This is a genomic window from Streptomyces sp. NPDC044984, assembly GCF_040646935.1.
In the GTDB taxonomy this organism is placed as follows: domain Bacteria; phylum Actinomycetota; class Actinomycetes; order Streptomycetales; family Streptomycetaceae; genus Streptomyces.
This window is the reverse complement of sequence record NZ_JBEZBE010000007.1, coordinates 253,556-275,784: the sequence shown is the minus strand read 5'-3', so window position 1 is coordinate 275,784 and position 22,229 is coordinate 253,556. Positions and strand designations below refer to the sequence as shown.

The following is a 22,229-nucleotide window of genomic DNA, read 5'->3' as shown; positions in this document are numbered from 1 at the left end:
ACTAATCCCCACCGAAGTGGTTCATCGTTCGACTTGCATGTGTTAAGCACGCCGCCAGCGTTCGTCCTGAGCCAGGATCAAACTCTCCGTGAATGCTTCCCCGTGATCGGGGCGAACACGTCACGAGAGCGGTGCGGGAGGAGGAATAGTCCCCTCGCACTCAGCGTCCTCGCTGTGTTTTTTCAAAGGAACCTCAACCCGATCGAACCGATCAGGTCGGGGTATCAACATATCTGGCGTTGACTTTTGGCACGCTGTTGAGTTCTCAAGGAACGGACGCTTCCTTTGTACTCACCCTCGCGGGCTTTCCTCCGGGCGCTTCCCTTCGGTCTTGCGTTTCCGACTCTATCAGATCTTTCCGATCCGATTTCCTCGGTGCTTTCCGGGTTCCCGCTTCCGCGTTTCCCTTTCCGGCGGTTCCGACTCTATCAGATCCTTTCGGGCCTGATTCCCGGTCAGAGCGGGTTGTCTTCGCGGCCGTTGGGCCGTTCCGGCGAGTGAGACTTTAGCGGATTCCTGACCCTCGACCTAATCGGGGATCTGCTCCCTTTCGGGCGCGGATTCCTCATTTCGCGAATACGTACGCACGGACGCGACAGCAGACAGACTGCTGTCTCGAACAGTGGTGGTACTTGCGGAATGGCTGTCCGGGGACCGACCGGAGTCGGCGCTCACGTCGGACAACTCGGAGAACAGTACGGATCCGACCGGGGTGTGTCAACTCGCTGCCTCGTCCCACACCCCGGCGTACTGTGGTCCGTATGACGACGCGTACGTACAGCCAGTTCTGGTGGGCCGCCTGACGGCGGCCGCCCCTACGTACGCACTCAACGGCCGCCGCCTCGGCGGCCGTTTCTGTTTCTCCCTCCAGGACTCCGAGGGGCGGCCGGCCGGGGACCGGAGACGGAGAAGAGAAGAGATGACACGGGTCTTCAGTGGGATCAAGCCGACCGGGCATCTGACGCTGGGGAACTACCTGGGGGCCATGCGGCAGTGGGCCGCGGTCGACCAGCACCAGGCGGACGCGCTGTTCTGCGTCGTCGATCTGCACGCGCTGACCGTGCACCACGATCCCGCGCGGGTGCGCAGGCTGAGCCGACAGGCGGCGACGTTGCTGCTGGCGTCCGGGCTGGACCCGGCGCTGTGCACGGTGTTCGTGCAGAGCCATGTGGACGAGCACGCGCGGCTGTCGTATCTGCTGGAGTGCGTGGCCACGGACGGCGAGATGCGGCGGATGATCCAGTACAAGGAGAAGGCGGCGCGGGAGCAGCGGCGGGGTGGCAGCGTGCGGCTGTCGCTGCTGACGTACCCGGTGCTGATGGCGGCCGACATCCTGGCGTACGGGACGGACGAGGTGCCGGTCGGGCACGACCAGACGCAGCACGTGGAGCTGGCGCGGGATCTCGCGGTGCGGTTCAACCAGCGGTACGGGCACACGTTCGTGGTGCCGCGGGCGACGAATCCGCTGGTGGCGGCGCGGGTGATGAATCTGCAGGACCCCCTGTCGAAAATGGGCAAGAGTGACGACACGGGGCCGGGGATCGTCTATCTGCTGGACGAGCCGGACGTGGCGCGGAAGAAGGTCATGCGGGCGGTGACCGACAGCGGGCGGGACGTCGTGTACGACAGGGAGGCCCGGCCGGGGGTGGCGAATCTGCTGGAGATCCTCGCCGCGTGCTCGGGTGGGAACCCGGAGGCGTTGGCCGGTGTATATGAGTCGTACGGGGATTTGAAGAGGGATGCCGCGGAGGCTGTGGTCGAGGTCTTGAGGCCGGTGCGGGAGAGGCACAAGGAGTTGTGCGCGGATCCCGGCTATGTGGAGGGGGTGCTGCGGGATGGTGCGGAGCGGGCGCGGGGCATGGCTCGGCCGACTGTGGATGCCGCTTATCGAGCGATCGGCTTGTTGCCGGCGGGCTCGAATACCGGAGCGTCAGCGTCCGTGCTGAACGCGGCCCGGTAGGCGCGGGGGCGGTTTCGCGCGGGTCGTGACGGCCGAGGCGGTCGTGGACGCCGCGGGGTGATTACCCCCTGCCGGGCGGTTACCCCGCGGTGGCGGTGCCGTCGTCAGTCCTTGGTGCCGCTCGCGAGTTCGCGGCTGCGGTCGCGGGCGGCTTCGAGGGCGGCGATGAGGGCGGCCCGTACGCCGTGGTTCTCGAGTTCGCGGATGGCGTTGATGGTGGTGCCGGCGGGGGAGGTCACGTTCTCGCGCAGCTTCACCGGGTGCTCGCCGCTGTCGCGGAGCATCGTCGCGGCGCCGATCGCGGACTGGACGATCAGGTCGTGGGCCTTGTCGCGGGGCAGACCGAGCAGGATGCCGGCGTCGGTCATGGCCTCGACCAGGTAGAAGAAGTACGCCGGGCCGGAGCCGGAGAGGGCGGTGCAGGCGTCCTGCTGGGACTCGGGGACGCGGAGGGTCTTGCCGACGGCGCCGAAGATCTCCTCGGCGTGGGCGAGGTGGTCGGCGGTGGCGTGGCTCCCGGCGGAGATGACCGACATGGCCTCGTCGACGAGGGCGGGGGTGTTGGTCATGACGCGGACGACCGGGGTGCCGGTGGCGAGGCGTTCCTCGAAGAAGGAGGTGGGGATGCCCGCCGCGCCGCTGATGACCAGGCGGTCGGCGGGGACGTGCGGGGCGAGTTCGTCGAGGAGGGCGCCCATGTCCTGCGGTTTGACCGTGAGGATCAGGGTGTCGGCGGTCTTGGCGGCTTCCTGGTTGGAGACCGGGGTGACTCCGTAGCGGGTGCGGAGTTCGTCGGCTCGTTCCTGGCGGCGAGCGGTGACGAGGAGGTCGGTGGGGGCCCAGCCGGCGCGGATCACTCCGCTGAGCAGGGCTTCGCCGATCTTGCCGGTGCCGAGGACTGCGACTTTCTGGGTCATGGCTGGGGGTGCCCTCCGGGGGTGCGTCGTCCTGTGGGCATCCTCGCATCCCGGGGGCGGGTGGGGGTGGGGCGTCCAGTGGGCGGGATGTCGGTCAGGAGGCCGGGGGTGGATGGCGCTCGCCCCGCTGGGGGGCCGTCCGCGCCCACCCGTGCCGCCCCGGCGGCACGACCGCCCGCGGGCTGGGAGGGGTGGCTATTGCGTCCTGCGCCTCAGAGTGGCGGCACCGAGGCCGAGGACCAACAGGGCGCAGCCCGCGACGATCGTGGTGTCGCGGACGAAGGCTGCCGTCATGTCGGTGTGCTTCAGGACCTCGTTCATGCCGTCGACGGCGTAGGACATGGGGAGGACGTCGGAGAGGGCCTCCAGGACCGGGTGCATGTTGTCGCGGGGCGTGAAGAGGCCGCAGAGGAGGAGCTGAGGGAAGATCACTGCCGGCATGAACTGCACCGCCTGGAACTCAGAGGCCGCGAAGGCCGAGACGAAGAGGCCGAGGGCCGTGCCGAGGAGCGCGTCGAGCAGGGCGATCAGCAGGAGCAGCCAGGGGCTGCCGGTGACGTCGAGGCCGAGGAACCAGACGGCGAGGCCCGTGGCGAGGGCGGACTGGATGATCGCGAGGGTGCCGAAGGCGAGGGCGTAACCGGCGATCAGGTCGCCCTTGCCGAAGGGCATGGCGAGGAGGCGTTCGAGGGTGCCGGAGGTGCGTTCGCGCAGGGTCGCGATCGAGGTGACCAGGAACATCGTGATCAGCGGGAAGATCCCGAGGAGTGACGCGCCGATGCTGTCGAAGGTGCGCGCGCTGCCGTCGAAGACGTAGCGGAGCAGGAACAGCATCACGCAGGGGATGAGGACCATCAGCGCGATGGTGCGCGGGTCGTGGCGGAGCTGGCGCAGGACCCGGGCGGCGGTGGCGGTGGTGCGGGAGGTGTTGAGGGCGCGCGCCGGGGCGGGAGTGGTCGTGCTCATCGGGTCGTCTCCTTCGTACGGCCTGCCGCGGTCGCCTCGTCGACCAGGCGGAGGAAGGCGTCCTCGACGGTGTCGGAGCCGGTGCGGGTGCGCAGGGCGTCGGGGGTGTCGTCGGCGAGGATCTCGCCGGCGCGCATGAGCAGGAGGCGGTGGCAGCGTTCTGCCTCGTCCATGACGTGGGAGGAGATCAGCAGGGTCGCGCCGCGTTCGGCAGCGAGGGCGTGGAAGAGCTGCCACAGGTCGCGGCGCAGGACGGGATCGAGGCCGACGGTCGGTTCGTCGAGGACCAGGAGTTCGGGGGTGCCCAGGAGGGCCACGGCGAGGGAGACACGGCTGCGCTGGCCGCCGGAGAGGTTGCCGGCGAGGGCGTCGGCGTGGGTGGTGAGGTCGACGTCGGCGATGGCCCGGGTGACGTTCTCGTGGCGGCGGTCGGCGGCTGCTCGGCCGGGGTCGAGGATCGCGGCGAAGTAGTCGAGGTTCTGGCGGACGGTCAGGTCGTCGTAGACCGAGGGCGCCTGGGTGACGTAGCCGATGCGGGTGCGCAGGGTGGGGTGGCCGGCGGGGCTGCCGAGGACGTCCAGGGTGCCGGTGACCTTGGCCTGGGTGCCGACAACGGCCCGCATCAGGGTCGACTTGCCGCAGCCGGAGGGGCCGAGGAGGCCGGTGATCTGACCGCGCGGGACGGTGAAGTCGAGGCCGCGCAGGACGGTGCGGGGGCCTCGGACGACGGTGAGGTCCTGGGCGTGGACGGCCGGTTCCTCCGGTGACCGGGAGGAGTAATTCATCATGTGATGAATACTCCTCCCGGCCCGCGCACGGCGTCAAGCAGTCGGGGTGGGGGGTGTGGTGGCGAGGAGGAGGACGACGTCGTAGGTCTCCTCGACGGTGCCGTCCGGGAAGGCGGCGGTGAGGTGTTCGCGCTGCTCGGTGAGGAAGGCGGCGGTGCGTTCTTCGCCGTGCACGAGCAGGACCGAGTGGCTGGCGAGGTTGGCCAGGTGGGTCTCGATCGGGACGCGACGGCTCCAGCGGATCTCCCGACGGGTGAAGTGCAGGAGGCCGGCGGGGTCGGCGGCGCGGGCGTTGGTGTTGCGCCGCTCAGCGGCGAGGTTCACGCCGAAGTGGCGCGCGGTGCGTTCGGCTTCCTCCGCGATCCAGGGCACGTCGAGCGCGTCGGTGTTCCACCACAGGGCCAGCGCGCCGCCCGGCCGCAGGACCCGTACCGCCTCCGGGACGGCGCGGGCGGGGTCGGTCCAGTGCCAGGCCTGGGCGTAGGTGAGGAGGTCGGCGCGGTGGTCGGCGAGGGGGAGGGCGTTGCCGTTGCCCCGGACGACCGGCACGTCGGGGAGGGTGCGGCGGAACTCGGCCGCCATGCCGTCACCGGGCTCGACGGCGATCACGTCGGCGCCGCGCTCGCGCAGGCGGGCGGTCGCTATCCCCGTACCGGCGCCGACGTCCACGACCCGGGCGCCGGCGAGGGGGCGGCCGGTCAGCTCCTCTATCGCGTCGAAGAGGGCGGGCGGGTAGGAGGGGCGGTTGGCGGCGTACTGGGCGGCGGCCGCGTTGAAGGAGTGGGCTCGGGTGGTGCGGGTGGTCCGGTCGGTCCTCGGTGTCGTCATACGGCCATGGTGGCCGGGCGGCCTCGGCACCGCGGGTGGTTTTCGGGGTGCCCGACGGCCGTCGGGCAGGTGCTAGCGGCGGCGCTTCTTCGACGGGTTGCCCGAGCGGCGGGTGGTGCGCTTCTCGTAGTCCTCGCGGGCCTTGTCGTACTCCGCGCGGTGGAGCTTCTCGCCCGGGGCCTCGGTGAAGGTGCGGAAGAAGTAGGCGAGGAGCGAGCCGACGAAGCCGATGGCCAGCAGGCCGCGCAGGGACGCCTGGCGGTCGGGGTCGGGGCGGGTGGTGAAGGCGGACCAGGTGTGGCGGAAGGCGAGCGAGCTGCAGATCGCGAACATCACGACCATGAGCAGCGAGACGAAGCTGCCGACGTCGGCGATCCGGAGCCCGTCGTAGGCGATGCGCAGCACGAGGCAGGCGGCCGCCGCGGCGGCGAGGGAGCCGACGGCGACGCCGATGCGCCGGGCGGTGTAGCCGCCGGAGTGGTCGACCCAGGTCGTGCCGAAGAAGCGGATGGGCTCGGGCTGCGGGCCGGCGGGGGTGCCGTTCGTGTCGTTCTCTGCTGCGCTCACAGGTCGATTGTGTCTCCTCCCCCACGTGACCGCGGGAGCCCCCACCCCACCGGCCGGTCCCCTTCGGGAACCGGCCGGTTCTTCCGGCACCCCGCGACGGCGGTTCCTAGCAGCGGGGAGCCACGTACCCGTCGCTGCCGGTGCGGACGTACGCGTCGGAGACGTACTGGCCGCTGCCGATGTTGTCCCAGATGTTCGAGGTGCCGTACGGGCCCGACACCCAGGTGCCCGGTGTCTGGCAGTTGATCCGGACCTCGGCGCCCTCGGGCAGGACCCGGACGACGGAGTAGTCGGTGCCGGGGCCGCTGCGGACGTTCAGCCGGTAGCCCGGAGCGACCGCGTAGGAGCGTGTGGCCGTGGCCGCCATCGTCTCCGCCGTCGCCTTCTCGTCCCCGCCCGCGATGTCCTGGGTCTGGTCGACCGACATGAGAAAACCTCCCCCGTTGCACCCCACGACTGTCGTGGGGCCACGTTGATACCCCTGGATCAAGCCATGAAACACCAGTTCGCAACTCGCACACGGAGGCTGGCACGCCGCCTCGGTCCCCCGCGCACCATCGACTAGGCTCCGAGCGTCGCGCGCGCGGATGAACAGCACGGGGGGTGGTTCCATGGCGTCGCAGCGAAACGCCGGAGCGGGCGCGGAAGCGGAACTTCCGGAGTACGCCGGTCACTACCGTCTGGAGTCCTGTCTGGGCTCGGGCGGCATGGGCGTCGTGCATCTGGCCCGGAGCACCTCGGGGATGCGGGTCGCGGTGAAGGTCGTGCACGCCCGGTATGCCATGGACCCCGAGTTCAGAGGGCGGTTCCGGCAGGAGGTGGCCGCGGCGCGGCGGGTGAGCGGGGCTTTCACCGCGCCGGTCGTCGACGCCGATCCGGAGGGCGGGCGGCCCTGGATGGCCACCTTGTACATCCCCGGTCCGACACTCTCCGAACAGGTGAAGCGGAACGGGCCCATGGACCCGGACCAGTCGCGTCGGCTGATGGCCGGGCTCGCGGAGGCGCTGCGCGACATCCACCGGGTCGGGGTCGTGCACCGGGATCTGAAGCCGAGCAACGTGCTGCTCGCCGAGGACGGGCCGAAAGTCATCGACTTCGGCATCTCCCGACCGAAGGACAGCGAACTGCGCACCGAGACCGGGAAGTTGATCGGTACGCCGCCGTTCATGGCGCCCGAGCAGTTCCGGCGGCCCCGGGAGGTGGGCCCCGCGGCCGACGTGTTCGCCCTCGGGTCGCTCATGGTGCACGCGACGACGGGGCGCGGTCCGTTCGACTCCGACAGCCCGTACGTCGTCGCCTACCAGGTCGTGCACGACGAGCCCGACCTGACCGGCGTACCGGAGTCGCTCGCCCCGCTGGTGCTGCGGTGTCTCGCCAAGGAACCCGCCGACCGGCCCACGCCGGACGAGCTGATGCGGGAGCTGCGGTCGGTGGCGGCGACGTACGACACGCAGGTGTTCGTACCGGCGCCGCGGACACCCGAAGCTCGGGAGGCACGGGAGACACCGGAGGAGGCCGCGCCGGAGTCCTTGGCGGACGCGCCCGCGGAGCGGCCCGCGCGGCGGCTCGGCAGGCGGACGGTTCTGGTGGCGGGGGTGCTCTGCCTCGCCGTGCTCGGCGGGCTCGCCTCGGTGCAGGTGTTCGGCGGCGCGGAACCGGCGCGGAACACCACGGCCGCGCAGAGCGCGCCGGGCGGCTTCGGGGTGTGGGAGGCGGCGCCCGGCGCGGAGGGCGGCGGCATGCCCCAGTGCTCGTACGGGGCGGAGAAGCTGCTGTGCGCGCTTCCCGGCCTGGTCTTCGCCCTCGACCCGGCCGACGGCCGCACCCTGTGGCGGCACGACGTCGTGGGGACGACGCGGAGCGAACCGCCGGTCGTGTCGAGCGGCCTCGTCCAGCCCTCCCTCGATCTGATCGGCGACCTGGAGGCGCTCGATCCGGCCACGGGCGAGCCGGTGTGGCAGGAGGACCCGCCCGAGTACGACGGAATGCGGACGGTCGGCGACATGCTCCTGCTGACCCGCTCCGACGGGATGGTCACGGGCGTGGACAGTGCCACGGGCGAGACCAGGTGGTCCCGCCGGATTCCGGGGCAGGCCGTGCCGTACTTCTCCTCGTTCGCCGGGGAGTCGGAGGAGGCGGGCGGGCCGTCGGCGTACGCGGCGAGTCCGTCCGGGGACGGGAGCGGGACCCGGGTCACCGCGGTGGATCCGGCGACGGGTGACGTGCGGTGGGACGCGGAGCTGGAGGGGACGCTGACGCCCGTGGGAGCGGCGGACGGTGCCGTGTACCTCCGCGTCGAGGGCGCCACCCACGGGGACGTGAAGGTCCTGCTCCGCTACACGCCCGGCACCGGGGAGACCCGCCGGGTGACGCTGCCCGTGCCGGTCGAGCAGGCGCAGGCCGGGATGCGCGGGGACACCTTGTACCTCATGGGCGCGGGCGGCTCGCTGGTGGCCGTCGACATGGCCGCGGGGAAGCAGCTGTGGCGGCTGGAGACGGGCGTGAGCCGGGGCTCGGTGCCCGTCTCCGACGGGCGGCACGTGTACGTCACCGCGCCCGACGGGCGGCTGCTGGGCGTCGACGCCCGCGAGGGGAAGCTCCTCGGGCAGACCCGGCCGCGGCTCGGCCCCGAATCCGACCGGGTCCCCGCCTCGCTGCCCACGCCGGTGCTCGCGGGCGGTCACGTCTACGCCGGTGCGCCCGACGGGACCGTGTTCGCCGTGTCGGGGCGCGACCCGGCCGACTGGTGAACCGGACGGGCGGCTGCCCGGACGGGCGGCTGCCCGGACGGGCGGCGCCCCGGAACGGGAAGGCCGGCCCAGGGGCCGCCGGGCCGGTGATCGCGCACGGGCACGTCTCCGCGTCCGCGCCCGACGGGACCGTGTTCGCCGTGGACGGGCGGGATCCGGGCGCCTGGTAGCCGGAAGGGCCGCTCCCGCGCGGCGGAGGCGGCCCTTCGCGGACGCGGGTCAGCCCAGCTTGCTGACGTCCCGCACCGCGCCCTTGTCCGCGCTGGTCGCCATCGCCGCGTACGCCTTCAGGGCGGCGGAGACCTTGCGGTCGCGGTTCTTCGGGGCGTACCGGCCGTTCAGGGCCTGCTCGCGGCGGGCCAGTTCCGCCTCGTCGACCAGCAGCTCGATCGAGCGGCTCGGGATGTCGATGCGGATGCGGTCGCCGTCCTCGACCAGGGCGATGGTGCCGCCCGAGGCCGCCTCCGGGGAGGCGTGGCCGATGGACAGGCCGGACGTGCCGCCGGAGAAGCGGCCGTCGGTGATCAGGGCGCAGGCCTTTCCGAGACCGCGGCTCTTCAGGTACGACGTCGGGTAGAGCATCTCCTGCATGCCGGGGCCGCCCTTGGGGCCCTCGTAGCGGATGACGACGACGTCGCCCTCCTTGACCTGCTTGGTGAGGATCTTCTCGACGGCCTCGTCCTGCGACTCGCAGACCACCGCCGGGCCCTCGAAGGTCCAGATGGACTCGTCGACGCCGGCCGTCTTTACGACGCAGCCGTCGACGGCGAGGTTGCCGCGCAGCACGGCGAGGCCGCCGTCCTTGGAGTAGGCGTGCTCGGCGGAGCGGATGCAGCCGCCCTCGGCGTCCTCGTCCAGGGAGTCCCAGCGCTCGGACTGGGAGAAGGCCTCGGCGGAGCGGACGCAGCCGGGGGCCGCGTGCCAGAGTTCCACCGCCTCCGGGGAGGGGGAGCCGCCGCGGACGTCCCAGGTCTTCAGCCAGTCGGCCAGGGACGGGCTGTGGACGGCGTGGACGTCCTCGTTGAGCAGGCCCGCGCGGTGCAGCTCGCCGAGGAGGGCGGGGATGCCGCCCGCGCGGTGCACGTCCTCCATGTAGTACGTGCGGTCCTTGGCGACGTTCGGAGCGACCTTGGCCAGGCAGGGGACGCGGCGCGAGAGGGCGTCCATCTCGGTGAGGCCGAAGGGGACCTCCGCCTCCTGGGCGGCGGCCAGCAGGTGCAGGATCGTGTTGGTGGAGCCGCCCATCGCGATGTCGAGCGCCATGGCGTTCTCGAAGGCCGCGGGGGTGGCGATGTTGCGGGGCAGGACCGAGTCGTCGTCCTGCTCGTAGTAGCGGCGGGTGAGGTCCATGACCGTCCGCGCGGCGTTCTCGTAGAGCGCCTTGCGGGCGGTGTGGGTGGCCAGGACCGAGCCGTTGCCGGGCAGGGAGAGGCCGATGGCCTCGGTGAGGCAGTTCATCGAGTTGGCGGTGAACATGCCGGAACAGGAGCCGCAGGTCGGGCAGGCGTTCTCCTCGATGCGCAGGACGTCCGCGTCGGAGACCTTGTCGTTGGCCGCCTCGACCATGGCGTCGACCAGGTCCAGCGTGCGGACCGTGCCGTCGACCAGGGTGGCGCGGCCGGACTCCATCGGGCCGCCGGAGACGAAGACCGTGGGGATGTTCAGCCGCAGGGCCGCGTTGAGCATGCCCGGGGTGATCTTGTCGCAGTTGGAGATGCAGATCAGGGCGTCCGCGCGGTGTGCCTCGACCATGTACTCCACGCTGTCCGCGATCAGGTCGCGGGAGGGGAGGGAGTACAGCATGCCGCCGTGACCCATCGCGATGCCGTCGTCGACGGCGATGGTGTTGAACTCGCGCGGGATGCCGCCGGCCGCGGTCACCGCCTCGCTGACGATCCGGCCGACCGGGGCGAGGTGGGTGTGGCCGGGGACGAACTCCGTGAAGCTGTTGGCGACCGCGATGATCGGCTTGCGGCCGATGTCCGCGCCCGGTACACCGGAGGCGCGCATAAGGGCGCGGGCGCCCGCCATGTTGCGGCCGTGGGTGACTGTGCGGGACCTCAGCTCGGGCATCGTCGCTCGCTCCTTCGGAGAGTTATGACTGTCGTCGAGCGTACGCCGGTCATCCAGAGGGCGGGACGAGGTGTCCGGAATGCGGGACGAATGTCTCGGCGCACACGGTGGACGAACGTCTCGGCGCACGCGGGGCGTGGTGTCCCGGTCCGGCGGAGCGTCAGCCTCCGGTGAGGTGCCCCTGCACCACCGGTGCCACCCGCTCGACGATCTGCTCGGCGTCCGCCGAGGCCAGCGGCTCCACCTTGATCACGTACCGGATCATCGCGACGCCGACCAGTTGCGCGGCGGCGAGCTCGGCGCGCAGCTCCGCGTCCGGGACGCCGAGCTGTCCGGCGATCCGGCGCAGCAGCTGGCTGGCGATCAGGCGGCGGAAGACACCGGCCGCGATCTCGTTGTTCACGGCGGAGCGGACGATCGCGAGCAGCGGGGCCCGGGTGACCGGGCTCTCCCAGAGACCGATGATCATCCGTGTCATCCGTTCGCCCACCTCGTCGAGCGGTCCGTCGAGAACCGTGTCCCGCGCGGTGAGCACCGGCGCGAAGGCGACCTCCACGGCGGCCTCGAACACCTGCTCCTTGGTGCCGAAGTAGTGGTGCACCAGCGCGGAGTCGACCCCGGCCGACTTGGCGATGCCCCGGACGGACGTCTTCTCGTACCCCCGCGCGGAGAACTCCTCGCGGGCCGCGTCGAGGATGCGGTCCCGGGTGCCGGCCGATTCCGTACGGGGCGGACGGCCGCGGCGCCGGGCGGTGCCGTCGCTCCGCGTGGAGGTGCCGTCGCTCCGCGTGGAGGTGCCGTCGCTCCGCGCGGGTGTGCCGTTGCTCCGCGCGGAGGCGTCGTCGCCGTGCGCGGCGTCGTCGTCCCGCGCGGAGACGTCCGGGCCGTCGCTCGCGGTGCGGCCGGTCATCGCCGCGGCACCTCGATCGCGGAGGCGGCGGAGGACAGGTGCCGGCGGGTGAACGCCAGCGCCTCGGCCAGGTCGGCCTCGCGCTCCGCGCTCGACATGGCCCGGCGGGTGTTGACCTCGATGACGACATGGCCGTCGAAGCCGCGCGACGCGAGGCCCTCCAGCACCTCGGCGCAGGGCTGGTCGCCGCGGCCGGGCACCAGGTGCTCGTCCTTGGCGGAGCCCCGGCCGTCGGCGAGGTGGACGTGGCCGAGGCGGTCGCCCATGCGGTCGATCATCTGCAGGGCGTCGGTGCGGGCGGTCGAGGCGTGACTGAGGTCGATCGTGAAGTGCCGGTAGTCCTCTTTGGTGACGTCCCAGTCGGGGGCGTACGCGAGCATCTCGCGGTCGCGGTAGCGCCAGGGGTACATGTTCTCCACCGCGAACCGCACGTCCGTCTCGCCGGCCATCCGCCAGACGCCCTCCACGAAGTCGCGGGCGTACTGCCGCTGCCAGCGGAAGGGGGGATGGACGACGACCGTGCCGGCGCCGAGCTTCTCGGCGGCGGCCTGGGCCCGCTGGAGCTTGGTCCAGGGGTCGGTGGACCACACGCGCTGCGTGATGAGCAGGCAGGGCGCGTGGACGGCCAGGATGGGGATGCGGTGGTAGTCGCTGAGTCTGCGCAGCGCCTCGATGTCCTGGCTGACCGGATCGGTCCACACCATGACCTCGACGCCGTCGTACCCGAGGCGTGCGGCCATCTCGAAGGCCGTCGCCGTCGACTCCGGGTAGACGGAGGCCGTCGACAGGGCGACCTTCGCATCCGGGATGCGGACTACGTCCCTTGCTTCTGCCACGAGCCTCAGATTACGGGGTGGGGCCGGGTGGGTGCGGGGTGCCCGTTCGCCGTTGTGGTGTTTGTCATGGGCTCAGGACCGCTCTCCCTGGCCCAGGTGATCCAGTCTGCGGAGTATCACGCCCTCCCGCAGGGCCCAGGGGCAGATCTCCAGGCGTTCCACGCCGAACAGGTCCATGGCGCCCTCCGCGACCAGGGCCCCGGCGACCAGCTGGCCCGCGCGGGCCTCGGAGACGCCGGGCAGTTCGGCGCGCTCCGCGGCGGCCATGGCGGCGAGCCTGGGCACCCAGGCCTCCAGGGACTCCCGCTTCAGCTCGCGCTGGACGTACAGGCCCTCGGCGGAGCCGGGGGCGCCGGCGATGCGGGCCAGCTGCCTGAAGGTCTTCGAGGTGGCCACCACGTGGTCGGGGGCGCCGAAGCGGCTGAACTCCCCGACCGTGCGGGCTATCTCGGTGCGGACGTGGCGGCGCAACGCGCGCACGTCGTCCGGTTCGGGCGGGTCGCCGGGCAGCCGGGCGGCGGTGAGGCGGCCGGCGCCGAGCGGCAGGGAGGCCGTGGCATCGGGCTCCTCGTCCATGCCGTAGGCGATCTCCAGGGAGCCGCCGCCGATGTCGATGACGAGCAGTTTCCCGGCCGACCAGCCGAACCAGCGGCGGGCGGCGAGGAAGGTGAGCCGGGCCTCCTCCTCGCCGCTGAGCACCTGCAGCTCGACCCCGGTCTCCTCGCGCACGCGCGTGAGCACGTCGTCGGCGTTGTACGCGTCGCGCACCGCGGAGGTCGCGAACGGCAGCAGTTCCTCGACGCCCTTGTCCTCGGCCGCCCGGAGCGCGTCGTGGACGACCGCGACCAGCCGGTCGACCCCGTCGGGGCCGATGGCCCCGTTGGCGTCGAGGAGCTGGGCGAGGCGCAGTTCCGCCTTGTGCGAGTGCGCGGGCAGCGGGCGCGCGCCGGGGTGCGCGTCCACCACCAGCAGGTGCACCGTGTTCGAACCCACGTCGAGGACCCCGAGTCTCATGCACCGAACGCTACTGCCCGCCGCGCGGTGTGATGCCCTGCCTGCGGTGGTCGAGCCGGTCCCGGCGGGGGGCGCGGGCGACTTACCCTGGACGGGTGCCAAAGACGAAAAAGGCGAAGGACGACAAGACGGACAAGAAGGCCGAGAAGAGCAAGAAGGCCGGACTGGCCGAGGGTTCTTCGCGGGTGACAGCACCGCGGGCGCCGGGAACGGCGCCGGCGGACGACGAGAAGGGACTCGACTTCGCCCGCGCATGGGTGGAGTTTCCCGATCCGGCCGACGACGAGCAGGTCTTCCGCTGCGATCTGACCTGGCTGACCTCTCGCTGGAACTGCATCTTCGGCAGCGGCTGCCAGGGCATCCAGGCGGGCCGCGCGGACGACGGCTGCTGCACCCTGGGCGCGCACTTCTCGGACGAGGACGACGAGAAGCGGGTCGCCGGGCACGTGGCGAGGCTCACACCGGACATCTGGCAGCACCACGCGGAGGGCACGAAGAACGGCTGGGTCTCCGAGGACGAGGACGGCGACCGCCAGACCCGTCCGTTCCAGGGGTCGTGCATCTTCCAGAACCGGCCGGGCTTCGCGGGCGGCATGGGCTGCTCGCTGCACATCCTCGCCCTGAAGGAGGGCCGGGAGCCGCTGGAGACCAAGCCGGACGTGTGCTGGCAGCTGCCCGTCCGGCGGACCTACGACTGGATCGACCGGCCCGACGACACGCGCGTGCTGCAGGTGTCGATCGGTGAGTACGACCGCCGGGGCTGGGGCCCGGGCGGCCACGACCTGCACTGGTGGTGCACCTCGGCCACCTCGGCGCACGGCGCCGGGGACCCGGTGTACGTCTCCTACCGCGCGGAGCTGACCGAGCTGATGGGCAAGGCGGGCTACGACCGTCTGGTCGAGCTGTGCGAGGAACGGCTGGCCGCGCAGCTGCCCCTGCTGGCCCCGCATCCGGCGGACCCCGCCTGACCTCCCCGGGAGGACGTGACCGAGCCGGGGCGTCTCACCCGGTGGGCGGCGCCGGGTCCTCCGGGCCGGTCGTCACCGGGTCGGAGGGGGTGGGGCCGCCCGCCGTGGGGTCCGGGCCCGGTGAGGACGGCGGGTCCTCCGGAGCGGGCTGCGAGGGCGCCGGTGTCGTGGGCGCCGGCTCCGGCGACGACGGGGGCGGGCCGCTCGGTGTGCCGGGGTGCGCGGTGCCCGGGCCGCCGGGGCGGCCGGAGGGCGAGCCGCCGCCCGGGATGGCGGGTGCGGGGCCGTGGCCGTCGATGGTCACGACGGAACCGGCGGGTGAGATCGCCACGGTCGCGCTCCAGCGGCCGGAGGGCTCGCGCAGCTGGTCGACGTACACCCTGACCGTCACCGACTCGCCGGGCGCGAGCGTGCCCGACGACCGGCTCGGATAGAGCCAGGACGCCCCCGTCGACACGGACCAGCGGACCGGTTCGGCACCCGTCGCGGTCAGGGTGATCAGCGTGGTGTCGCCGCTGTGGCCGGCCGTGACGCCCAGCGCGGCGGCGCCCTCGTGCCCGGCTCCGGCGACGCTCACGACCTCCACGGACACGTCCGGCTCGCCGTCCTCGCCGAATCCGGTGCCGGGCCGTGTGCTCGCGTTGCCGGTGCTCTCGTAACCGCCCGCTCCCTCGCCCTCGAGGTCGAGGGGGCCGCCGTCCTCCCGCGCGAAGGCCGTGCGACCGTCCTGGGCCTCGCCCACCGGGGTGCCCCGGTAGGCGGCCCACAGGGCGAGCACCGGCGCGGCGACGACGGTGGCGACGACCGTCGTCGTGACGGCACGCGCGCGCAGCCGGTCCCGCCGGGCGACGCGGTCCTTGGGGTCCATCGGGAAACCGCGCCGGTCGAAGCGGGGCGCGCCGCCGCGCCCGCGCGGGTGGTGCGCCATGGCGGCGTGCAGGGCCGCTCCGGGCGCCGGGAGGACGGGGAGCGCGTCCGGCGTGACGCTGGTGCCGGGCCAGCGGCCGGGAACGGCCCGCCCGGCGGTGCGGCGGCAGCGAGGGCAGTCGTCGACGTGCCGGACGAGCTCGCGGCGCAGGGTCGCGCTGAGCACGAACTGCCGGTCGCCGGTGAGATGCGCCACGCCCGGACAGGCGCCGGTCTCGACGACGGCGAGCGCCGCGCGGGTGCGTTCCACCTCACAGGCCGCGGCGGCGAGCAGTTCGCGCGCGGCGGTCGGCTGCATGCCGAGCACGGCGGCGACCTCGTGGGCGGCGAGGTGGTGGCGCACGGAGAGTTCGAGCGCCTCGCGCTGCTCGGGCGTGGTGCCGGCGGCCTCCGGCCAGGCCAGCTCGGCCAGTTCGCGGCGGCGTTGCTCCCGGACGTCCTCGGGGACGGCCGGGACGGTGGCGGCCCCGGCCGCCCGCCGGCCGGCGCGGCTCACGGCGTGGGTGACCCGGTGTTTCCGCCTGGCCTCGGCCAGCTCGCGCAGACACGCCCAGCGGGCCAGGGCGTACAGCCAGGCCCTGCGGCTCCCGAGCTCCTCGGGAGCGTGCCGCCCGCGGCGTTCCGCGAGCACGAGGGCGTCGGCCAGGGCGGCGGTCGCCGCGTCGTGGTCGCACAGCACGGACAGGCAGTAGGTGAACAGGCCGTCCAGCTCGGACTCGTAGCGGGTGGCCGGCCGCTGGGCCAGCGTGCGCGCGGCCCCGCGGTCGCGCACTTCCCGGTGCGTCCGGTGTGTTCCGGTCGTGCGGGTCGAGGTCTCCGGGCCGCTGCTCGTCATCCGGCGACCGTAGGCGGCGCGGGGCGGCGCCCTCCGGAGCCCTGCGCACTTTTAATCCGTACGGGTGAAACGATCCCTCTATCGGGGACAGGAACCTTTCGCTTCCCGTTCGCCGGCTCTCCGGGGCCGCCGCCCCCGGACCCCGCTTCGGCCGGAACGGCCTCGTCCTCGGACTCCCCCGGGGCCCCCGGACGGGCCGGGAACGCCCGGCCCCGTGCGACGGGCGGGGGCGCGAGCGTCCCGTTGTCAGTGGGTGCCGTTACCGTTTTCGCATGGCTGCCCGTACCAAGACCACCAAGGACCGACCGTCCTACCGCTGCACCGAGTGCGGCTGGCAGACGGCCAAGTGGCTCGGTCGCTGCCCCGAGTGCCAGGCCTGGGGGACGATCGAGGAGTACGGCGCGCCCGCGGTCCGTACGACGGCGCCCGGGCGGGTCACCACCTCCGCCCTGCCCATCGGCCAGGTCGACGGCCGTCAGGCCACCGCCCGCTCCACCGGCGTGCCCGAGCTGGACCGGGTGCTCGGCGGCGGCCTGGTGCCCGGCGCGGTGGTGCTGGTCGCGGGTGAGCCGGGCGTGGGCAAGTCCACACTGCTGCTGGACGTGGCGGCCAAGTCGGCGAGCGACGAGCACCGCACGCTGTACGTCACCGGGGAGGAGTCGGCGAGCCAGGTCCGGCTGCGCGCCGACCGCATCCACGCCATCGACGACCACCTGTACCTCGCCGCCGAGACGGATCTGTCCGCCGTGCTCGGCCACTTGGACGCGGTGAAGCCGTCCCTGCTGATCATGGACTCGGTACAGACGGTGGCGTCCCCCGAGATCGACGGCGCCCCGGGCGGCATGGCCCAGGTCCGCGAGGTGGCCGGCGCGCTGATCCGGGCCTCCAAGGAGCGCGGGATGTCCACGCTCCTCGTGGGCCACGTCACCAAGGACGGCGCGATCGCCGGGCCGCGCCTGCTGGAGCACCTGGTGGACGTCGTCCTGCACTTCGAGGGCGACCGGCACGCGCGCCTGCGGCTGGTGCGCGGCGTCAAGAACCGCTACGGCACGACGGACGAGGTGGGCTGCTTCGAGCTGCACGACGAGGGCATCACGGGCCTGGCGGACCCCAGCGGACTTTTCCTGACCCGTCGTGACGAACCGGTCCCGGGCACCTGCCTGACCGTCACCCTGGAGGGCCGCCGCCCCCTGGTCGCCGAAGTGCAGGCGCTCACGGTCGACTCGCAGATCCCCTCACCCCGGCGCACCACGTCCGGCCTGGAGACCTCACGCGTGTCGATGATGCTGGCGGTGCTGGAACAGCGCGGCCGGATCAGCGCTTTGGGCAAACGTGACATCTACTCCGCGACGGTGGGCGGGGTGAAGCTCTCGGAACCGGCCGCGGACCTGGCCGTCGCGCTCGCGCTGGCGTCGGCGGCGAGCGACACCCCGCTGCCGAAGAACCTGGTCGCGATCGGCGAGGTCGGCCTCGCCGGCGAGGTGAGACGGGTCACGGGCGTCCAGCGCAGGCTCGCCGAGGCACACCGTCTGGGCTTCACGCACGCCCTGGTACCGGGCGATCCGGGCAAGGTCCCGCCGGGCATGAAGGTGCTGGAAGTGGCGGACATAGGGGACGCGCTGCGGGTCCTTCCGCGCTCCCGTCGCCGAGAGGCCCCACGGGAGACGGAGGACCGCCGGTAGACTTTGCCCAGGTCTCGCCCGTCCGTACGAACCGAGTGTGCGGAGCGACGGCGCCCCAGAACCCGCGACCGGAGGAGTGCAGTGGCAGCCAACGACCGGGCGGCGGCTCCCGGAAAGTCCGGTGGGAGTGCCGGTTCCGATGGCCTGATGCGCGCCTCGCTGAGCGCCGTGGCGCCCGGCACCGCCCTGCGTGACGGCCTGGAGCGCGTGCTCCGCGGCAACACCGGCGGTCTCATCGTGCTCGGTTCCGACAAGACCGTCGAGGCACTGTGCAGCGGCGGCTTCGTGCTGGACGTCGAGTTCACCGCGACCCGGCTGCGCGAGCTGTGCAAGCTGGACGGCGGCATCGTGCTGTCGTCCGACCTGTCCAAGATCCTGCGGGCGGGCGTCCAGCTGGTGCCGGACCCGACCATCCCCACCGAGGAGACCGGCACCCGGCACCGCACCGCCGACCGCGTCTCCAAGCAGGTCGGTTTCCCGGTCGTCTCCGTCTCCCAGTCGATGCGCCTGATCGCGCTGTACGTCGACGGCCACCGCCGGGTCCTGGAGGACTCGGCGGCGATCCTGTCCCGCGCCAACCAGGCGCTGGCCACCCTGGAGCGCTACAAGCTCCGTCTCGACGAGGTCGCGGGCACGCTGTCGGCGCTGGAGATCGAGGACCTGGTGACCGTCCGGGACGTCTCGGCGGTCGCGCAGCGGCTGGAGATGGTGCGCCGCATCGCCACCGAAATCGCCGAATACGTGGTTGAACTGGGCACCGACGGCCGTCTCCTCGCCCTTCAGCTGGACGAGTTGATCGCGGGCGTGGAACCGGAGCGCGAGCTGGTCGTGCGGGACTACGTGCCCGAGCCCACCGCCAAGCGCTCCCGCACGGTCGACGAGGCGCTGCACGAGCTGAACGTGCTCACGCACGCGGAGTTGCTGGAGCTGCCGACGGTGGCCCGCGCACTGGGGTACACCGGCTCGCCCGAGACCCTGGACTCCGCGGTGTCCCCGCGCGGCTTCCGGCTGCTGGCGAAGGTGCCGCGGCTGCCGGGCGCGATCATCGACCGGCTGGTGGAGCACTTCGGGGGGCTGCAGAAGCTGCTCGCCGCGAGCGTGGACGATCTGCAGACGGTGGACGGGGTCGGCGAGGCGCGGGCGCGGAGCGTGCGCGAGGGACTGTCGCGGCTGGCGGAGAGCTCGATCCTCGAGCGGTACGTCTAGGGAGCCCCTGGCCGCTGCGGGGCGGGGGCGGGTCCGCTTGCCCGCGTTCGCGGGGTGCCTCCCCCGCTCTCGGCCGCGCTCGAGCGGGAGGCACCCCCACCGCCCACCCGTGCCGCCTGGGGGTACCTCCCAGGCCCTTGAGGCACTGGGGAGGCACGGGTGGCCCGCAGCTGAGTCAGTCCGCCTTCAGCACGAACGACGTGCGCACCTTCTCGAAGCCCGGTGCCTTCGCCTCCACCAGGTAGGTCCCCGCGCCGGCCGTCCCGGCCTTGGGCGTCGCGCACTCCGGCGCACTCGCCTTGCGGTCCCACTTCACGGTGTAGGTGATGCTGTCCTCCGCCGGCACCCGGAACACCAGGCTCCGTGCTCCCTTCGGGCAGTCGTCCGACGCCCAGTACGCGTCGTCGCCGCTCGCCGGAGTGATCGTCAACACCGCGTTGTCCGGCCCGAGATCGACCTTGCAGTCGCCACCGGAGGTGTTCCGCGCGGTGAGCAGGAACGTGGGCGTCTGCCCCGGCTCATAGGCGTTGCGGGAACTGCGCAGACTGAACTTCACCGCGTTCGCGGTGCAGTTGGGCAGCGAGGACCCCGATCCGGCCGGCAGCGCGTCACCCGCGCCGACCCCCGCCGACGTACCGCCCCCGGAACCACCGCCCGCGCCGCCCCCGGCACCGCCGTCCGATCCCTCGGCGCCACCGGAGTCCGCGGGATCACCGTTGTCCCCGTCGTCACCGGACCCGGACGACGAGCCACCGGTACCACCGGAACCTCCCGAACCGCCCGAACCGTCGGAACCTCCGTCCCCCGACTCGTCGCGTCCACCCGGCGCCTGACTGATCGCCGGCCCCGAACTCGACGGTCCCGGAGTGATGGAGGGCGCGGGATTCTTGCCGTTGGCCCCGTTGTCACGGTCGCCGCCGTCCCCGCCGCCGGAGACCACCACCCAGGTGATCAACAACGCCAACAGGGCCAGCACGGACAGCAGTACGGCCCTCCGCCGCCAGTAGATGGTGGAGGGAAGCGGCCCGACCGGATTGCGCAGAGATCCCACGGCGCAAACTGTACGAGAGATCGGCGCGTTCGCTGGTCCCACCCGCCGCTCCGAGCACAACTTTTCCGGATCATCATTCCGGTAAGAACCCTGTCGCCCCATGCCTTTCGTCAGGGGCGGCACGCGGCGATCGCGGAGCGTGACCGCATCGACGTCTCGCCTACCGTCCGTGACCACGGGCTTCGTGGACTGCCGGTGTCCGTCGCGCCGTTCGTGGTCGGCTGGTGGCGGGCGCGGCGAGCGAACAGCCGGGCGTTCGCGATCGCGGCCCTTGCACCTCTGGCCACGACTGTGGCGTACGCGTGCAGCGGTCAGGTGCTCAAGTCCGGTGCGACGGAGGAGCGTCCGCGCCGTGCGGTCACCGGCGCCGACCCGTCGCCGTCGGCTCCGCCGGGTACCTCGTGACGTACCGGGCCGCCTCGGGCGGCAGGAAGGCAGCATCGCTCGTCACTGCCCTTACGTCCGCGGTGAGTTCGTACCGGTCGCCTGACTTCAGCAGGAAGCCGCCGGGGGCACGGGCGGTGTGGACGCGTGCGGAGAAGGTGCCGGCCGCTCCCCTCCCTCCGCTGCCGGGCGATCCTGGCCCAGGTCTTCGCCCTTCGCCTCCCGGCACCCCTTCGACGCCGCTCACCCCTTCGCCGGTCCGCGGCGGGCCGTCGTCCGGTCGTACCGGAACAGCTTCGGCCGGTCCTTCCCGCCGTGCCGGAGGTGAGGGTCGTGGCCGTCAGCCCGAAGGTGACCGCCGGCGGGAGGGGGCCGCCCCGGCCGAACCCGGCGGGACGGGCACGTTCCACGCTCCCGGCGCCACGAGCGGACGCGGGTGGGGCACCGCTGCCGAGCGTCGGGTACGACGTCACCCTGCGGGAGGCCATGGCCGTGGCGCTCCCACCGCGAGCGGGCACCGACGTGGGAGGATCGAAGGGCCATGACTGCTCCCACTAAGCCCCCGTACGGCACCGCCGCCGATTCCGCGTCCGAGCGTGCTCCCGGTGAGCCGCTGCACTCCCCCGTCATCGACTGGTTCGACGAGCACGCCCGGGATCTTCCGTGGCGGCGCCCGGAGGCCGGTGCGTGGGGGGTGATGGTCAGCGAGTTCATGCTGCAGCAGACCCCGGTCAACCGGGTCCTGCCCGTCTACGAGCAGTGGCTGGCCCGTTGGCCGCGCCCCGCCGACCTCGCCGCGGAGGCGCCCGGCGAGGCGGTCCGCGCCTGGGGCCGGCTCGGCTACCCGCGCCGCGCGCTCCGGCTGCACGGCGCCGCCGTCGCCATAACCGAACGGCACGGCGGCGACGTACCGGCCGACCACGCCCAGCTGCTGGCGCTGCCCGGCATCGGGGAGTACACGGCCGCGGCGGTGGCGTCGTTCGCGTACGGGCAGCGGCACGCGGTGCTGGACACCAACGTGCGCCGGGTGTTCGCCCGCGCGGTCACCGGTGCGCAGTACCCGCCGAACGCCACCACCGCCGCCGAGCGCCGGCTGGCCCGGGCCCTGCTGCCGGAGGATGCCGCGACCGCCGCGCGGTGGGCCGCCGCCTCCATGGAGCTGGGCGCGCTGGTGTGCACGGCGAAGAACGAGTCGTGCCAGCGCTGCCCGATCGCCGCGCAGTGCGCCTGGCGGTTGGCGGGCAAGCCCGCCCACGACGGCCCGCCGCGCCGGGGCCAGACGTACGCGGGCACGGACCGCCAGGTCCGCGGGCGGCTGCTGGCCGTGCTGCGGGAGGCGCACGGTCCGGTGCCGCAGGCCGCGCTGGACCGGGTGTGGCACGAGCCGGTGCAGCGCGCCCGTGCGCTGGACGGTCTGGTCGCCGACGGTCTGGTGGAGCCGCTGCCGGGCGGTCTGTACCGGCTGCCGATGACCTGACGTTCGCGTACAACCGGTCCCCACACCTCCGACGTCGGATACAGCCGGTCCACACATACCTCCGACGTCGGATACAGCCGGCCCACACAC

The 22,229-nt window shown here is 72.7% G+C and carries 18 protein-coding genes, 1 rRNA gene and 2 pseudogenes; 7 read left to right on the top strand and 14 right to left on the bottom strand.

Annotated elements, in window-relative coordinates; translation table 11 throughout:
• Positions 1 to 93: ribosomal RNA gene (locus tag AB0A94_RS10810) — 16S ribosomal RNA — on the bottom strand; the annotation flags it as partial.
• An 826-nt stretch (positions 94 to 919) separates the two neighbouring features.
• On the opposite strand from AB0A94_RS10810, the gene trpS reads away from it, so the two are divergent.
• On the top strand, positions 920 to 1,960 hold the full coding sequence (gene trpS, locus AB0A94_RS10805) for a tryptophan--tRNA ligase (RefSeq protein ID WP_361741971.1): 1,041 nt from the start codon (positions 920 to 922) through the stop codon (positions 1,958 to 1,960).
• Positions 1,961 to 2,064: 104 nt separating this feature from the next.
• Here the strand turns inward: trpS and proC are convergent, their stop codons facing one another.
• The 6 genes from proC to AB0A94_RS10775 all read right to left on the bottom strand — a co-directional run bounded on the left by proC (position 2,065) and on the right by AB0A94_RS10775 (position 6,453).
• Positions 2,065 to 2,877, bottom strand: a complete 813-nt coding sequence (gene proC / locus AB0A94_RS10800; protein WP_361741968.1) for a pyrroline-5-carboxylate reductase — start codon at positions 2,875 to 2,877, stop codon at positions 2,065 to 2,067.
• A gap of 195 nt (positions 2,878 to 3,072) precedes the next feature.
• A complete protein-coding gene (locus tag AB0A94_RS10795; protein ID WP_361741965.1) occupies positions 3,073 to 3,843 on the bottom strand; it encodes an ABC transporter permease in 771 nt (256 codons plus the stop codon).
• Positions 3,840 to 4,631 carry an ABC transporter ATP-binding protein gene (locus tag AB0A94_RS10790; protein WP_361741962.1) on the bottom strand — a complete coding sequence of 264 codons (792 nt, stop codon included), beginning with the start codon at positions 4,629 to 4,631 and terminating at the stop codon, positions 3,840 to 3,842. Before AB0A94_RS10790 ends, AB0A94_RS10795 begins: the two co-directional genes overlap by 4 nt.
• 33 nt (positions 4,632 to 4,664) lie before the next feature.
• Positions 4,665 to 5,459 carry a class I SAM-dependent methyltransferase gene (locus AB0A94_RS10785; protein WP_361741959.1) on the bottom strand — a complete coding sequence of 265 codons (795 nt, stop codon included), beginning with the start codon at positions 5,457 to 5,459 and terminating at the stop codon, positions 4,665 to 4,667.
• A 72-nt stretch (positions 5,460 to 5,531) separates the two neighbouring features.
• Entirely contained in the window at positions 5,532 to 6,026 is a 495-nt protein-coding gene (locus AB0A94_RS10780; protein ID WP_361741956.1) for an EamA/RhaT family transporter, read from the bottom strand.
• 106 nt (positions 6,027 to 6,132) lie between these two features.
• The gene (locus AB0A94_RS10775) at positions 6,133 to 6,453 is read right to left on the bottom strand and encodes an SH3 domain-containing protein (RefSeq protein ID WP_361741953.1); all 321 of its coding nucleotides are present in this window, start codon (positions 6,451 to 6,453) and stop codon (positions 6,133 to 6,135) included.
• Between the two features lie 184 nt (positions 6,454 to 6,637).
• Between AB0A94_RS10775 and AB0A94_RS10770 the strand changes: the two genes are divergently transcribed.
• The gene (locus tag AB0A94_RS10770; RefSeq protein WP_361741950.1) at positions 6,638 to 8,776 is read left to right on the top strand and encodes a serine/threonine-protein kinase; all 2,139 of its coding nucleotides are present in this window, start codon (positions 6,638 to 6,640) and stop codon (positions 8,774 to 8,776) included.
• A 219-nt stretch (positions 8,777 to 8,995) separates the two neighbouring features.
• On the opposite strand, the gene ilvD is transcribed toward AB0A94_RS10770, so the two are convergent.
• The 4 genes from ilvD to AB0A94_RS10750 form a co-directional block, all read right to left on the bottom strand.
• Complete coding sequence (ilvD, locus tag AB0A94_RS10765) at positions 8,996 to 10,849, bottom strand: dihydroxy-acid dehydratase (RefSeq protein WP_361741947.1); 1,854 nt, start codon at positions 10,847 to 10,849, stop codon at positions 8,996 to 8,998.
• Between the two features lie 160 nt (positions 10,850 to 11,009).
• The gene (locus AB0A94_RS10760) at positions 11,010 to 11,759 is read right to left on the bottom strand and encodes a TetR family transcriptional regulator (RefSeq protein WP_361741944.1); all 750 of its coding nucleotides are present in this window, start codon (positions 11,757 to 11,759) and stop codon (positions 11,010 to 11,012) included.
• Positions 11,756 to 12,595 (bottom strand): sugar phosphate isomerase/epimerase, encoded by an 840-nt coding sequence (locus tag AB0A94_RS10755; RefSeq protein WP_361741941.1) that lies wholly within the window; start codon positions 12,593 to 12,595, stop codon positions 11,756 to 11,758. Before AB0A94_RS10755 ends, AB0A94_RS10760 begins: the two co-directional genes overlap by 4 nt.
• 72 nt (positions 12,596 to 12,667) lie before the next feature.
• Positions 12,668 to 13,609 (bottom strand): Ppx/GppA phosphatase family protein, encoded by a 942-nt coding sequence (locus tag AB0A94_RS10750; protein WP_361741938.1) that lies wholly within the window; start codon positions 13,607 to 13,609, stop codon positions 12,668 to 12,670.
• Positions 13,610 to 13,704: 95 nt separating this feature from the next.
• Here AB0A94_RS10750 and AB0A94_RS10745 point away from each other — a divergent pair, with 95 nt between their 5' ends.
• The gene (locus AB0A94_RS10745) at positions 13,705 to 14,577 is read left to right on the top strand and encodes a hypothetical protein (RefSeq protein ID WP_361741935.1); all 873 of its coding nucleotides are present in this window, start codon (positions 13,705 to 13,707) and stop codon (positions 14,575 to 14,577) included.
• A gap of 34 nt (positions 14,578 to 14,611) precedes the next feature.
• On the opposite strand, the gene AB0A94_RS10740 is transcribed toward AB0A94_RS10745, so the two are convergent.
• Positions 14,612 to 16,339, bottom strand: a complete 1,728-nt coding sequence (locus tag AB0A94_RS10740; RefSeq protein ID WP_361741932.1) for a hypothetical protein — start codon at positions 16,337 to 16,339, stop codon at positions 14,612 to 14,614.
• 272 nt (positions 16,340 to 16,611) lie between these two features.
• On the opposite strand from AB0A94_RS10740, the gene radA reads away from it, so the two are divergent.
• Complete coding sequence (gene radA, locus AB0A94_RS10735) at positions 16,612 to 18,021, top strand: DNA repair protein RadA (protein WP_361741929.1); 1,410 nt, start codon at positions 16,612 to 16,614, stop codon at positions 18,019 to 18,021.
• Between the two features lie 81 nt (positions 18,022 to 18,102).
• Positions 18,103 to 19,227: a DNA integrity scanning diadenylate cyclase DisA gene (gene disA / locus AB0A94_RS10730; protein ID WP_217137210.1), complete on the top strand. Its 1,125-nt coding sequence runs from the start codon at positions 18,103 to 18,105 to the stop codon at positions 19,225 to 19,227.
• A gap of 175 nt (positions 19,228 to 19,402) precedes the next feature.
• Here the strand turns inward: disA and AB0A94_RS10725 are convergent, their stop codons facing one another.
• Positions 19,403 to 20,278, bottom strand: a complete 876-nt coding sequence (locus AB0A94_RS10725) for a hypothetical protein (RefSeq protein WP_361741926.1) — start codon at positions 20,276 to 20,278, stop codon at positions 19,403 to 19,405.
• 186 nt (positions 20,279 to 20,464) lie between these two features.
• Between AB0A94_RS10725 and AB0A94_RS10720 the strand changes: the two are divergent.
• Positions 20,465 to 20,656 (top strand): annotated as a pseudogene (locus AB0A94_RS10720) (hypothetical protein); the annotation flags it as partial.
• A 25-nt stretch (positions 20,657 to 20,681) separates the two neighbouring features.
• Here AB0A94_RS10720 and AB0A94_RS10715 read toward each other — a convergent pair.
• Positions 20,682 to 20,783, bottom strand: a pseudogene (locus AB0A94_RS10715) (DNA-binding response regulator); the annotation flags it as partial.
• Between the two features lie 420 nt (positions 20,784 to 21,203).
• On the opposite strand from AB0A94_RS10715, the gene AB0A94_RS10710 reads away from it, so the two are divergent.
• A complete protein-coding gene (locus AB0A94_RS10710) occupies positions 21,204 to 22,139 on the top strand; it encodes an A/G-specific adenine glycosylase (RefSeq protein WP_361741923.1) in 936 nt (311 codons plus the stop codon).
• The last annotated feature ends 90 nt before the right edge of the window (positions 22,140 to 22,229 follow it).

What these genes read in the sequence shown, in the direction of transcription:
- trpS (WP_361741971.1), top strand. Translation starts at nt 920, where the DNA reads ATGACACGGGTCTTCAGTGGGATCAAGCCGACCGGGCATCTGACGCTG.
- proC (WP_361741968.1), bottom strand. Translation starts at nt 2,877, where the DNA reads ATGACCCAGAAAGTCGCAGTCCTCGGCACCGGCAAGATCGGCGAAGCC.
- AB0A94_RS10795 (WP_361741965.1), bottom strand. Translation starts at nt 3,843, where the DNA reads ATGAGCACGACCACTCCCGCCCCGGCGCGCGCCCTCAACACCTCCCGC.
- AB0A94_RS10790 (WP_361741962.1), bottom strand. Translation starts at nt 4,631, where the DNA reads ATGATGAATTACTCCTCCCGGTCACCGGAGGAACCGGCCGTCCACGCC.
- AB0A94_RS10785 (WP_361741959.1), bottom strand. Translation starts at nt 5,459, where the DNA reads ATGACGACACCGAGGACCGACCGGACCACCCGCACCACCCGAGCCCAC.
- AB0A94_RS10775 (WP_361741953.1), bottom strand. Translation starts at nt 6,453, where the DNA reads ATGTCGGTCGACCAGACCCAGGACATCGCGGGCGGGGACGAGAAGGCG.
- AB0A94_RS10770 (WP_361741950.1), top strand. Translation starts at nt 6,638, where the DNA reads ATGGCGTCGCAGCGAAACGCCGGAGCGGGCGCGGAAGCGGAACTTCCG.
- ilvD (WP_361741947.1), bottom strand. Translation starts at nt 10,849, where the DNA reads ATGCCCGAGCTGAGGTCCCGCACAGTCACCCACGGCCGCAACATGGCG.
- AB0A94_RS10760 (WP_361741944.1), bottom strand. Translation starts at nt 11,759, where the DNA reads ATGACCGGCCGCACCGCGAGCGACGGCCCGGACGTCTCCGCGCGGGAC.
- AB0A94_RS10750 (WP_361741938.1), bottom strand. Translation starts at nt 13,609, where the DNA reads ATGAGACTCGGGGTCCTCGACGTGGGTTCGAACACGGTGCACCTGCTG.
- AB0A94_RS10740 (WP_361741932.1), bottom strand. Translation starts at nt 16,339, where the DNA reads ATGACGAGCAGCGGCCCGGAGACCTCGACCCGCACGACCGGAACACAC.
- radA (WP_361741929.1), top strand. Translation starts at nt 16,612, where the DNA reads ATGGCTGCCCGTACCAAGACCACCAAGGACCGACCGTCCTACCGCTGC.
- AB0A94_RS10710 (WP_361741923.1), top strand. Translation starts at nt 21,204, where the DNA reads ATGACTGCTCCCACTAAGCCCCCGTACGGCACCGCCGCCGATTCCGCG.